16 protein-coding genes and 1 tRNA gene are annotated in these 10,668 nt (G+C 60.6%); 13 read left to right on the top strand and 4 right to left on the bottom strand.

Annotated elements, in window-relative coordinates:
* The 3 genes from CRT23_RS29290 to CRT23_RS23425 all read left to right on the top strand — a co-directional run.
* A partial coding sequence (locus CRT23_RS29290; RefSeq protein ID WP_245436519.1) for a hypothetical protein occupies nucleotides 1-365 on the top strand: 365 nt, incomplete at its 5' end.
* 109 nt (nucleotides 366-474) lie between these two features.
* A complete protein-coding gene (locus tag CRT23_RS23420; protein ID WP_103712001.1) occupies nucleotides 475-807 on the top strand; it encodes a hypothetical protein in 333 nt (110 codons plus the stop codon).
* A 135-nt stretch (nucleotides 808-942) separates the two neighbouring features.
* Entirely contained in the window at nucleotides 943-1,149 is a 207-nt protein-coding gene (locus tag CRT23_RS23425) for a hypothetical protein (RefSeq protein ID WP_103712002.1), read from the top strand.
* Between the two features lie 232 nt (nucleotides 1,150-1,381).
* On the opposite strand, the gene CRT23_RS23430 is transcribed toward CRT23_RS23425, so the two are convergent.
* From CRT23_RS23430 to CRT23_RS27975, 3 genes are all read right to left on the bottom strand, one after another.
* Nucleotides 1,382-1,471 (bottom strand) — tRNA-Ser (locus CRT23_RS23430).
* 78 nt (nucleotides 1,472-1,549) lie between these two features.
* A complete protein-coding gene (locus tag CRT23_RS23435; RefSeq protein WP_103712003.1) occupies nucleotides 1,550-2,707 on the bottom strand; it encodes a tyrosine-type recombinase/integrase in 1,158 nt (385 codons plus the stop codon).
* Nucleotides 2,708-2,740: 33 nt separating this feature from the next.
* Nucleotides 2,741-3,241 carry a hypothetical protein gene (locus CRT23_RS27975; RefSeq protein WP_146056465.1) on the bottom strand — a complete coding sequence of 167 codons (501 nt, stop codon included), beginning with the start codon at nucleotides 3,239-3,241 and terminating at the stop codon, nucleotides 2,741-2,743.
* A gap of 111 nt (nucleotides 3,242-3,352) precedes the next feature.
* Between CRT23_RS27975 and CRT23_RS23440 the strand changes: the two genes are divergently transcribed.
* From CRT23_RS23440 to CRT23_RS23465, 6 genes are all read left to right on the top strand, one after another.
* On the top strand, nucleotides 3,353-3,562 hold the full coding sequence (locus CRT23_RS23440) for a helix-turn-helix domain-containing protein (protein ID WP_103712004.1): 210 nt from the start codon (nucleotides 3,353-3,355) through the stop codon (nucleotides 3,560-3,562).
* Between the two features lie 3 nt (nucleotides 3,563-3,565).
* Complete coding sequence (locus CRT23_RS23445; protein WP_103712005.1) at nucleotides 3,566-3,766, top strand: hypothetical protein; 201 nt, start codon at nucleotides 3,566-3,568, stop codon at nucleotides 3,764-3,766.
* A gap of 265 nt (nucleotides 3,767-4,031) precedes the next feature.
* Nucleotides 4,032-4,388 carry a hypothetical protein gene (locus CRT23_RS23450; protein ID WP_103712006.1) on the top strand — a complete coding sequence of 119 codons (357 nt, stop codon included), beginning with the start codon at nucleotides 4,032-4,034 and terminating at the stop codon, nucleotides 4,386-4,388.
* Nucleotides 4,385-4,615, top strand: coding sequence for a PC4/YdbC family ssDNA-binding protein (locus CRT23_RS23455; protein ID WP_103712007.1), 231 nt, complete (start codon nucleotides 4,385-4,387; stop codon nucleotides 4,613-4,615). Before CRT23_RS23450 ends, CRT23_RS23455 begins: the two co-directional genes overlap by 4 nt.
* The gene (locus CRT23_RS23460; RefSeq protein WP_103712008.1) at nucleotides 4,612-6,021 is read left to right on the top strand and encodes a replicative DNA helicase; all 1,410 of its coding nucleotides are present in this window, start codon (nucleotides 4,612-4,614) and stop codon (nucleotides 6,019-6,021) included. The genes CRT23_RS23455 and CRT23_RS23460 overlap by 4 nt, the downstream gene beginning before the upstream one ends.
* On the top strand, nucleotides 6,021-6,935 hold the full coding sequence (locus CRT23_RS23465) for a YdaU family protein (protein WP_181017438.1): 915 nt from the start codon (nucleotides 6,021-6,023) through the stop codon (nucleotides 6,933-6,935). The genes CRT23_RS23460 and CRT23_RS23465 overlap by 1 nt, the downstream gene beginning before the upstream one ends.
* A gap of 361 nt (nucleotides 6,936-7,296) precedes the next feature.
* Here CRT23_RS23465 and CRT23_RS27980 read toward each other — a convergent pair whose 3' ends face one another.
* Nucleotides 7,297-8,139: a hypothetical protein gene (locus tag CRT23_RS27980; protein ID WP_146056467.1), complete on the bottom strand. Its 843-nt coding sequence runs from the start codon at nucleotides 8,137-8,139 to the stop codon at nucleotides 7,297-7,299.
* 348 nt (nucleotides 8,140-8,487) lie between these two features.
* Between CRT23_RS27980 and CRT23_RS23470 the strand changes: the two genes are divergently transcribed.
* The 4 genes from CRT23_RS23470 to CRT23_RS29295 all read left to right on the top strand — a co-directional run bounded on the left by CRT23_RS23470 (nucleotide 8,488) and on the right by CRT23_RS29295 (nucleotide 10,668).
* Entirely contained in the window at nucleotides 8,488-8,706 is a 219-nt protein-coding gene (locus CRT23_RS23470; protein ID WP_103712010.1) for a hypothetical protein, read from the top strand.
* Between the two features lie 12 nt (nucleotides 8,707-8,718).
* The gene (locus CRT23_RS23475; RefSeq protein ID WP_103712011.1) at nucleotides 8,719-9,456 is read left to right on the top strand and encodes a hypothetical protein; all 738 of its coding nucleotides are present in this window, start codon (nucleotides 8,719-8,721) and stop codon (nucleotides 9,454-9,456) included.
* Nucleotides 9,457-9,580: 124 nt separating this feature from the next.
* Complete coding sequence (locus CRT23_RS23480; RefSeq protein WP_103712012.1) at nucleotides 9,581-9,931, top strand: hypothetical protein; 351 nt, start codon at nucleotides 9,581-9,583, stop codon at nucleotides 9,929-9,931.
* 122 nt (nucleotides 9,932-10,053) lie between these two features.
* The gene (locus CRT23_RS29295; protein WP_245436521.1) at nucleotides 10,054-10,668 is read left to right on the top strand and encodes a hypothetical protein; all 615 of its coding nucleotides are present in this window, start codon (nucleotides 10,054-10,056) and stop codon (nucleotides 10,666-10,668) included.

Genomic DNA, 10,668 nt, shown 5'->3' on the forward strand with positions numbered 1-10,668 from the left:
CGGAAAGCCAAAACAGATCTGCCATCGCCGCCTCCATGCTGCAAACGGCGGCTCTGAATCACAAAACGATAACGCTCGCAACGCCTTGGTTCGGTTCACACCCTAGAATAATCATGGCCGGGCGGTCGAGGAGAACGCCCATGGCTAAGCTTTATCGAAGAGCCGAACTCGCTCAGGTCGCCCTCGACGCATACCTTCACGCTGAAGGAGCAGCCCGCAGATGGGGAGATGCTGCCCCGCCCTGTGATGTCGTCGACCTAATGACCGACCTGCTGTTGCTTGCGAAGGACCGCGGCCACGATCCCTGCTCGGTGATGACTAAGGTCGAGCAGCACCTGAAGGTTAAGAGCGGAGAACGGTGCTGAGCGACCACCAGGTCCGGTAGGCACCTGACTAGCCGCTGGGCGGAGTGCAGTGAGGTTGCGCCGAAAGGCTCGGCTTTTGACGCCAGTAAGATCGCTCGGCGAGTGCTCAATGAGCTTTCGACGGCTCGACGCGAGTAAAAAGCAGCGTATCCTCATGCTTGTCCCGATTGGGACAAGGGAGAAAAAAATGTCCGCCAGTTGGAAATCAGTCAAAGAGGACTTGGACTGGAGCCTGAACCAAGGCGAAGACGTGAAAGGTCGAACCGAGCTGAAAGAGGCTTTCAGTAAGGGCGATGCGAAAGAGATGGCGCACGTCATTGAGGCCTCCAAAATGGGCCAACGCGACAACCACAAAATAGCGAACCTTACGCGGTGCGCACATGAAGATGAGAAGCGCCTGTACAATATCGGCCGAAAGCTGATCGAACTGAAAGCCTCATAGCGTGGATTGGGGCGCTTCGCGGCGCCCCGTCTGATCATGAACTGGCCTACTAAATTGTGCCTCTACAGCAGTGCAACGGCATCATGGAACCACGTTGCCCCGCCTGCCGCTTCTCTCACGACAGAGGAGCACGCGATGTGGATCTTAGAATGGGGCGACGCGACCAACCAGGTGAACGGACAGTGGAACCACGAAGAGCACGAAAGCTCTGAGACGGCGCTCGACGCCGCCAAGACGAAAATAGTCATGGGCCTGATCGCGCATGCCATCCACTCGGAGGCAGGCGTCCTCTGGATGAGCAGTGAAGGATTGCAGACTGCTGCCGAGGCTGGCGAGGCTTGAGTCCGGCGTCGCTGTTTTGCTCTTACCAATGATCACGCAGGCCTATTCCCTTCCCTTACAGGGAAGGGGAGTGTGAGTGCAGTCGTCTGAAGGATGAAATTTGCGCGGAAGGTTTGGAATGCGAACTTATGAATTTGCTTTCTCATCTCCAGGGGTGAGATCAACCCGGTACAGAGACGCCGCTACACATCCGCAGCCCTGATTGACGGACATCAACAACTTAGCGGAGCGATGGCGGAAGAGGTGGGATTCGAACCCACGGTGGAGTTGCCCCCACGGCGGTTTTCAAGACCGCTGCCTTAAACCACTCGGCCACCCTTCCAAGTCCTTGCAGAGACTAAAAATTTTGCCTCTGCCGAAGCACCGGGAAATGGCCCGTTGCTACCGATTTGCTACCCAATCAACCGGCAACCCTGTCTATGGCCGCCCGCATGGCGGCGTCAACCTTCGCCGCGGCGTCCTCCTGCATCCCAGGCATCACGTGGGAGTACAGGTCGAGCGTGATGCCGATGCTGGAGTGGCCAAGGCGCTCCTGCGCGATCTTCGGGTGGATGCCGCTGGCGAGCATCTGTGTCGCATGGCTATGCCTCAGATCGTGGAAGCGGATCCGGGGCAGGGCGCTCGACTGAGCCAGGATGCGCGTGAACTCGTGCGTCAGGCTGTTGGGTTGAACGGGCATGCCGTCCGCCTGTGCGAAGACATGGTCATCATCCGAAAGGCGAACGCCGAGCTTCAGAAGCTCCTCGGCTTGCCGGATGCGCTGACGGCGGAGCTCGTCGACCACAATCGAGGGAAGGGCGACTCGTCGAGACCTTCCGCTCTTCGTCTCCTTTGCTCGAGTGCCACGGTGGGTCTGCTCGGTGCTCTCGACGATCGCAAGCTGCCCGGCTGCGAAGTCGATAGCTCTCCAGCGCAGAGCGGTCACCTCTCCACGGCGCAGGCCACAGAGCGCACCGAGCAGGACTGGCGTAAACATCCGCGTCGGCCGGAAGTGGGCGAGCAGCTGAGCTGTCTCATGGGCGTCCAGAGCCCGCATCTTCGTCTTCTCGACCTTGGGCCCTCCAACGGCGTCGGCAGGGTTTCGGGCGAGGATCCGCCACTGCACGGCTTGGCTCAGCGCCTGGCGCAGGATGCGGTGCATGTGGTGGACGGTACGGGGGGAAAGTCCACCCGACCCATCGCGCCGGCCACTCACGAGAGCCTTGGAGTACGCTTCCGAGATCTGCTCCGGCCGCAGCTTCGCGAGGATCACGCTGCCGAGGAGAGGGGCGACGTTCTTCCGGGCCAGCTCGGCGTAGCGCTCGTGGCTCCGCGGAGAGACCTGCGAGCGCATGTGGTCGAGCCACCGGTCGAGGTATTTGGCCAGGGTCTCCTTGCCGGGCTCAACATAGTCGCCGCCCTGCATCTCGGTGATAAGGCGGGCGCACTCCTTCTGCGCCTCTCGCTTCGTGCCGGCGAACGAGTGCCACTTCCGTCGGCGCTTCCCAGTTTCCTGATCTGGAGCGTCGAGGATGATGGCCCAGCGGCCGGGCGAACGTTCGCGGATGTGACCCTTCATGACGAATCTCCCATTGAAGGGGCTGAGATTAAATCAGTCTTCGTCCGTCACGATGGTTTCGACCGGCGGACGCGGAGGGGCAAGACCGCCAAGGGCAGCAAAGTATTGAGCTCGCTCGTCATTGGACATTTTGTTGATATCACCGCGAGGGAAGCTGCGGCGGTTTTTCAGAACGCGATCTCGATAGTTTTTGATCAACTCGCATGTCGCTCCACAAAAGAGCGAATAAGCCTCATCGTCCTCGGTCCAAGTCTTCTCTCTCCAATCCTCGATGTGCGTAAGACTACCCGCCATTGCGGCAGCGATCCGAAAAATATCTTCGCCCCACTCATGGCGGAGTTGGTTTTTCTGGGCGAGCGAAACTTCCATACGCATCTCGATCTCTTCGGATAGCGAGCGCCCGTTCTGCACAGCGGCACGCTCTAGCTCACTCCGAACCTCGTCACGCAGTCGGACTGTAAGCGGCCCACGGGTTCGCTCACCGGCAAACTTAGCGGGTCTGCCTCTTTTCTTGGGTGCTTCCGTCTCGCTCATGCCATCCCCCAATCCGTTTTAATGATCCTAAATCGCATCAGATATCTTTACAAGGTACCGAATCACGCCTAGTTTTTGAAACTGATTCACGTCACTTAAAGGAGCAGGCGGATGCGTAGCACGATCGAACAGAGCGAGCGGAAGACCATCAGCGTTGAGGAGGCGGGGCGACAGCTCGGTCTCAGCCGAAACACCGCCTACCAAGCAGCAGGGCGGGGAGAGATCCCAACCATTCGGATCGGTCGCCGGATGCTGGTGCCGCTGGTCGCCTTTGAGCGCCTTCTCAACCAGTCGGTGGCCATGCGGCAGGAGGGGGCCTAAGCCATGAAAAAACCCGCGCATCGCGGGGCGACGGCGGGTGTCTCAAATGCGTTCCTGGCAGTTCGCGACGAGAGAACTAACGCAGATCGTCCTGCCCTCCAAGCCCAGCACATCGCCCACCGCTTCGGTGTTTCAGCAGCTCATGCCGCTGTGATCGCCGAGCTGGCCTTTTCCTCCGCCGGCACCTGGAGGGAGCGTCAATGACAGCTCCTGATCCCAAGCTCGCCAAGCTCCTCGCGGACCTCGACGCAGCTCGAGCCGCACTAAGTGCCCACCTTCTTGGCGCTACACCGCATCCCCTCGAACCTACCGAGAGCAACTTCGTACCGCTCAAAACCGCAGCGATGGTTTGGGGCATCAGTCAGGATGCAGCACTTCGCCGGGCTCGTCGCAGCCACGGCGTTAAGCGGTTCGGCCGCTGGTACTTCCCCGAGTCCGTCGTCTATCCAGCCAAAGCAGGAGGCGCAGCATGAGCGAGCATTCTGTCGGCATCGTCCTTCGTGACAGCCTTGAACAGCTCGGCTTGGCTATCACGCCTCAACAGATGCGGGAGGTCCTTCGGGACAATGCAGCAGCACTTGCTGCCGATCTCGCGGAGGTGTTCTGGGTGACGATGAAGGACCACCCCACCGCCAACCGGCTGACCTTCGATGCGGCCACCCTTTCGCTATTAGAACGACTGGACGCAGCGCTTCGGCAAAGCTTTGCCGCTTACGGGATTCGGACCTGTTCGGAGGTGGAAGCCGTTGCATCGATAGCTGAGCAGTCATTTAGGGATCGGCTTGCCACATTACGTTCAAATGGCGGCGTGGAGGGATGCGCATGAGCGATCTTCGCCACATCGCTAGCATCCGCAAGAACAACAGTCAGGAGATCCGGGTCAGCGTCGCCATCCATGACGGCTACGACCTCATAGACATGCGGGTGTTTTCGGCGCCCCGCAGCAGCCGCGGCGAGCCCGTGCCGACCAAGGCCGGCATCTGCCTCACACGGGCCAAACTGCAGGAGCTCATCTTGGCTCTGCAGGCTGCTGAGCGCGAGGTGACGCGATGACGGGCTCCGCTACGGCTGTCGACGTGCTGCCCCCAAACGCCTTCGACTCCGAGCAGGCCCTGCTCGGGGCCATCATCCATAACAACGATGCCCTGGACCGTGCTCGCGATCATGTACAGCCCAGCGACTTCTTCGAACCCCTGCACCAGCACATCTTCGAGGTGATGATCCAGCGGCGGGATGCGGGGGAGGCCATCGATTTCGGGCTGATGAAAGCGGTTCTTGGCAACGCGGATCTCGGCGGCTTCACCGTCGGCGGCTACCTCGCCAAGCTGGTGTCGGAAGCCATCACCGTCAGTGGTGCCGCCAGCTACGCTAGGCTGATTGCCCAGGCCGCAAGGATGCGGCGGGTGCTGGAGACCTCGCAGGCTGCCGTCGCTGCGATGACAGCCGGATCCGTCCATAGTCCCACCGAGTACGCGGCCTTCATGATCGAGGCTCTGGATGAGGTCGCCAGCGCCGGTCTGAATGAGAGCGCCAGGCGTGTCACGCTGGGCCAGGGCGTCGCCAGCGTACTGAGGCGGGTCCATCAGACCCGCATGGGCAAGGGCATCCTCGGGGTGCCGTTCGGCATACCACGGCTCGACGCGGCGACCCTCGGTATGCGGCCAGGCCAATTCATCGTTTTGGCCGGCAGGCCAGCAATGGGCAAGACGTCGGCAGCCATCCACATCGCCCTGACGGCCGCGCGTCTCAGCGGCGCTGTCGGTCTGATCTCGCTGGAGATGAACGCCGAGGAACTGTCCGAGCGTGTGCTCTCGGCTGTGGCCTACAATCCGCGGGAATGGGACACGATCAGCTACCGGGCGATCGCTGAGGCACGAGGGCTGTCCGAGGCCGCCATGGCCCGGCTGCGCGAGGCGACGGAGGCCTGCGCCGACATCCCGCTCTGGATTGAGCAGCAGCCAGGCCTGACCCTGTCGCAGATCTCCGCGCGAGCCCGGCAGATGAAGTTGAGGGCCGAGCGCCAGGGCCTGCCCTTCGCAGTCCTCGTCGTCGACCACCTTGGGCTGATCAAGCCCTCCAAACGCTACTCGGGCAATCGGGTGCAGGAGATGACCGAAATCAGCTCCGGCTTGAAGGGGCTGGCAAAGGAACTCGGCATTCCGGTGCTGGGCCTGTCCCAGCTCAACCGCGAGGTGGAGAAGCGCCAGGATAAGCGCCCCATCCTATCGGATCTGCGCGAGAGTGGTTCGATCGAGCAGGATGCTGACGTGGTGCTCGGGCTGTTCAGGCCCAGCTACTATCTGGAGCATCAGGCAAACCGCACCGACGTCGACGAAGACCGCCTCGCCCGCTGTCTCAACACGCTGGAGATCGAGATCCTGAAGCAGCGCTCGGGACCCACGATCCGGATCGAGTGCTATGCGGATCTTGCATGCAACATCATCGCGGAGGCGCGCTGATGGTCGGCTTCTACAAGCACGACATCCCGGCCTGGATGGATGGCACCGAGAAGCTGAGCGACAGCGCCTATCGGGCCTACCACGTCGTCGTTCAGCTCATCATGCTCAATGAGGGGCCGATTGCGCTGAACGAGCGCGGCCTGTCGGGCCGCTGCAACATGACCGTGAAGGCTTTCGGACGAGCTCTCACCGAACTGGTCGCCGTCGGCAAGGTCACCTTGGAAGACGGACGCATCCACAACGCCCGGGCGGACCGTGAGCTCGAATCCGTCATGAAAAACCGAGAAAATGCTGGGAAAGGCGGAAAAACCCGAGCAATCCGCGCGGAAACTCAAAAAAACATACCGGACCAGACGCCTAAGCCATTGAAAACAAACGATGCGTCTGAAGCGCCGCCTGAAACCACTTCAAGCCTAAAAGAGAAGAGAAGAGAAGACTCCCCTATAGTCCCCAAGGGGACGGATCGCTTCGAGGAGTTCAGGGCAGCCTATCCGCCGAGGAACGTGCGCTTCCAGGCCACTCCTGCTCGGAAGCGGTGGCTGGAGGCACTGAAGCGAGGTGCGGATCCAGATCAAATCATAGCCGGAGCTAAGTCGTACGCTGCCGAGCAGGTTCAGATTGGCAAGGCTGGGACCGAATTCGTGAAAACCCCCGAGGTCTGGCTCCGGAACCAGCTCTGGAACGACTACCAGCCCGAGCCAGCCGCTGCCGACGGGAGGCCGGCTGGTCCGGACAGCTACCTCGCCAGCCTGTCCGATGACGACTGGCGCTCCCACCTTCGCCGCTGGCGCAGCACCGGCGGGCAGTGGACCCTGGCCAATCGCACAAGGCCGCCTGACGATCCGGATACCAAGGTGCCTGCACACCTGCTCGCCGAGCTAGGCGACGTGGGTCGTCTGGCAAGGGCTGAATGATGAGGAGGCCTGAAAACTCAGGCGTACACCGATCAACTATGTTTGGGCCAATCTATCCGCTTTCCAAAAGTGGCCGCCAGAGATCTGCGCCCCCAGTTTGGGAGAGATCACTAGTTGGTATGGCTGCAAGGAGCTTCGATCGAACCCAATGCAAAGCTACCGGCTGGTTAAATTTCTATCCGGTCCGACATGAACGTCTGCGCAAATCACTAAACATAGAGAGCAAGCACCGCAGTGAGTTTATAACGTTATATGAAGGCACACCATACTGAAAGCAGGCAGCAAATGCTAGAAATATATTCCTTTACTAAGTTCTAGCGATTGCCGCCTTGCTCGTTGCTGAAGTTTTTAAATAATTATTTTAGCCAATCGAGTAAGCATTGAGATTGTACAAATCTGATGGTTTAAACCGTTGCTTTCGTACCGCTCCAAGAGAAAGAGCCGCGTGCATGTAATTATCAAGCCAATTTAGCACCTCTACGATTACGTTGGCGCAAGCAAACTTGTCGGGACCGGCAAAGCGCCGACCGATCAGTTGTCCATCATGGACAAGTTCGTTTCGCATATTTTTGAAATTGCTGGACAATACATTCAAGCCGTATCGTTGGGCTGCTGCCTCAACGCCGTCGTAAAATCGGAGTTCTTGCTTCCCCTGCTTGCCTGCCTCAGTTGCAACAATTACTTGCAGAAGCGTAGTAGCACTCAGATATAAGTCTTCCATTGACCAGCAAACAATAGCATCAAGCCAATGATGAATTAGAAGCCTTGCCTTTTCGGTCTTGCCTGCTGTTGGCCAGGCTACTACGAAGCGTTCCACAAGGTCCACGAATTCAGAGGACGATGAGAAAACATATGACGGCGCGTCCATTGCCCTATCTCTGGGCCAATGTTCAGAGCCTTGGATCATAAGGACTTCGCTTCCAGGTCCCGAGTGGCGACTTGTCACTGTAAGACCGGTTGCATATGAGCAAGCGAGAAAGATTGGGGTCAGATCTTCAAAGGCGGCGTTAAAAGCTGGAGAGCCTATATTTGATACCGAAGAGCTAAGCGTATAGGTTTCTGCGCACTGAAATCCTGCCATCGCCTGCTTGCGATCTGCATACTCCGGGACTTGGTCTAGGTTCCATTTCGTGCTTGGAAGATTAAGGGTGAGTTTCTGCGGATCTCCCGGGATCAGCAAATTTACGACCATCTGGCTCAGCATTAATGTGTTCCGCTTTTTTGGGGCTCGGCGAACCTTCTTGAAGAAGGAGCAACATCATTGGCGCGTCAATTCGCCAATGACCAGCAAGAGCGGTGCTAATCAAGGGCAGGTGAAAATTCGCACCTTCAAAGACGCTTTTACCGTATCGAATTTCACCCGTAGATTTCATCCTGGTGCGTTTTCCCGAGGGCAGCATCAATTGCGGAGCGCAGATTCAATTCTGTCAGAGAGGCGGGCAGCCTGCTTACCTTATGAGGTGCGCGCCTTCTGTCGAGCGCAGTTCGCGACCAGCTAAACGCGGTTTGCGACCAGGTGACTGACCTCCGATAGGCCGGCACCATCTCGGGTATGAACTCCGAGATCGCACTTCTCGACCGGCTCAACGTAGCCGTCACCAGCGACATCGCTGAGGCGGTTCGCCAGACCGCAGCGGCTCGCGGCCTCACCGTCGCCGACTACGTCCGCGGATCTGTGCAGGCTCGCCTGATGCTCGACGGGGCTCGTTTCCATCGCCTTCCCAACCTTCAGCGCCTCGCCACCCGTGCGACCCGCTTCCGCACGCTTTGATCGGAGATCACTATGGCCAAAGCCAAGCCAGTCAACGCTGGGACCGACGAGACAGCGCTCGTCGACCTCATCACCACCCGCATCAACCTGCAGGCCCGGCAATCGTCCCTGGCTGCCGACGTCGAGAAGGCTGTCGCCGTCCGCCGCAAGCTGCTGATCGAGGATGGTGATGCTGCTGCCATCGCCGAGGCCGAGCGCGCCTGTCGGGAGATCGAGGGCACGGCCTACGGCATCACCGATGCCCTTACCGAGATCGAGCGCCGCATCAGCGAGACGGAAGCTCGGATCGAGACGGCTCGGGTCGACGCCGAGCGCGAGCGTGTTGCCGGCGGCCTGGAGCAGAATGCCAGCGACATCGAGGCGGCTACCGCCAACCTGGCCAAGGCCCTGGCTTCTGTCGCCAAGGCGCACGCCATGCTCGGCATCACCATCAGCGGTGCAGCAGCGGGCCAGTTCGATCCAATCCACGGACCGGCTGGGCCCGTGGCCATTGCCAACGCCGTCCTACTCCAGGGCTTTGCCCAGGCCATGCCCGAGCTGGAGATCCACGCGGAGGTGAACCCCTGGTCGATGTACAGCCGGCGCACCCTGGTCGAGGGCAGCGACCCCATCGCCATCGCCACCGAGTTCGGCCAGCGCCTGCGCGAGACTGCCGGCAAGGTCCGCAGCCGCGAGATCGAACCCAGCCTGATTGCCGACCAGGACTTCGCGCCCTCGCTGGCCTTCGACGCCCAGCGCCAGGCCGCCTGATCCGAGATCGCCGGGGGTTCATTCCTTCACCCGGTGAGGCACCCGCGGCGGCGAACCTGGCTCCGGCCAGGACCGCGGGTGCCATCCCTTCCTCCTAAGACGACGACCCGTAGGAGACCGACCCATGGCCCTCTCAGGCGTGCACATCACCTGCGCTTACGTTGGCGGACGGGATGGAGAGATTACCCAGGGCATGCTGCTCGTGGGTGCACTGATTTGGTCCCGCACCATGGCGGCACCCGGGGTGACGGATGCGATGGTCCCAGGAGCTGGCCAGTTTCCCAATCCACCCTTGGCCGATGCGATCTTCGAGGTCCGTCCGAGCATCGACATCTACATGGCCTGGGGACCGAGCCCGGATGCCAGCAAGGCGATGGGCATAGCCCCAGGGACCGGTCGCATCTTCATCCCGGCAGGTGAGACGCGGGACGTCTTCGCCAACCGAGGTGACCGGGTCGCGTGGGTGGCTGCGTGACCATCCTGGACCCGAGCGTCCCACCCGACAGCCCCCGGCCCACCCGTCAGGGACCCTGGGACCTCAAAACGTATGCGGGTGGTCGGGGCCCCCGATGTTCCTAGCGCCGGGGTCCTAAACTGATGCAACAGACGCTCTCTGACCCCCTCATCACCATCTCTGCCGCTGCCGATCGCCTCGGCATCAATCGCAGCACGCTGTCCCGCCAGATCAAGGCAGGCGCGGTACGGACCTACGGGCAAAAGGTCAGGTTTTCCGAGGTCTTAGCTGACCGGGCCGCTAACATCGATCTGACCCGCTCGGGCCGCCGGGACGGCGTCACGGAGGTCGAAGCCGAGGCCCGTGCATCACGTGTTGCATCACCGCGTGATGCAACGGCTGATGCAACAGTCGACCCGGCGGACGAGGCCCTGCTAGATGCCGTGATTGTCGACGGGCAGGCCATGCCCTTCGCCAAAGCACGGGCCCTTAAAGAGACCTACCTGGCCCGCCTCCGGAAGCTCGAGTTCGACGAGAAGGCAGGCGCCCTCGTCGACCGAGCCGCAGCAGAAAAGCTCTTCTTCGACACCGCTCGCGAGTACCGTGACGCCTGGCTGTCCTGGCCGGCGCGGGTCGCCATCCCGATGGCGGACGAGCTCAAGGTGGATGCCCGAGCCCTCACCACCATCCTCAATGCCTACGTCCGCCAGCACCTCGCCGAGATGGGCGAACCCGAGGCGGGACCCCTCGTGAAATAG

Source organism: Methylobacterium sp. V23 (genome assembly GCF_002917135.1).
Classification (GTDB): domain Bacteria; phylum Pseudomonadota; class Alphaproteobacteria; order Rhizobiales; family Beijerinckiaceae; genus Methylobacterium.

Coding starts and splice junctions, on each gene's coding strand:
- CRT23_RS23420 (WP_103712001.1), top strand. CDS start 475: ATGAGCTTTCGACGGCTCGACGCGAGTAAAAAGCAGCGTATCCTCATG.
- CRT23_RS23425 (WP_103712002.1), top strand. CDS start 943: ATGTGGATCTTAGAATGGGGCGACGCGACCAACCAGGTGAACGGACAG.
- CRT23_RS23435 (WP_103712003.1), bottom strand. CDS start 2,707: ATGAAGGGTCACATCCGCGAACGTTCGCCCGGCCGCTGGGCCATCATC.
- CRT23_RS27975 (WP_146056465.1), bottom strand. CDS start 3,241: ATGAGCGAGACGGAAGCACCCAAGAAAAGAGGCAGACCCGCTAAGTTT.
- CRT23_RS23440 (WP_103712004.1), top strand. CDS start 3,353: ATGCGTAGCACGATCGAACAGAGCGAGCGGAAGACCATCAGCGTTGAG.
- CRT23_RS23445 (WP_103712005.1), top strand. CDS start 3,566: ATGAAAAAACCCGCGCATCGCGGGGCGACGGCGGGTGTCTCAAATGCG.
- CRT23_RS23450 (WP_103712006.1), top strand. CDS start 4,032: ATGAGCGAGCATTCTGTCGGCATCGTCCTTCGTGACAGCCTTGAACAG.
- CRT23_RS23455 (WP_103712007.1), top strand. CDS start 4,385: ATGAGCGATCTTCGCCACATCGCTAGCATCCGCAAGAACAACAGTCAG.
- CRT23_RS23460 (WP_103712008.1), top strand. CDS start 4,612: ATGACGGGCTCCGCTACGGCTGTCGACGTGCTGCCCCCAAACGCCTTC.
- CRT23_RS23465 (WP_181017438.1), top strand. CDS start 6,021: ATGGTCGGCTTCTACAAGCACGACATCCCGGCCTGGATGGATGGCACC.
- CRT23_RS27980 (WP_146056467.1), bottom strand. CDS start 8,139: ATGCTGAGCCAGATGGTCGTAAATTTGCTGATCCCGGGAGATCCGCAG.
- CRT23_RS23470 (WP_103712010.1), top strand. CDS start 8,488: ATGAACTCCGAGATCGCACTTCTCGACCGGCTCAACGTAGCCGTCACC.
- CRT23_RS23475 (WP_103712011.1), top strand. CDS start 8,719: ATGGCCAAAGCCAAGCCAGTCAACGCTGGGACCGACGAGACAGCGCTC.
- CRT23_RS23480 (WP_103712012.1), top strand. CDS start 9,581: ATGGCCCTCTCAGGCGTGCACATCACCTGCGCTTACGTTGGCGGACGG.
- CRT23_RS29295 (WP_245436521.1), top strand. CDS start 10,054: ATGCAACAGACGCTCTCTGACCCCCTCATCACCATCTCTGCCGCTGCC.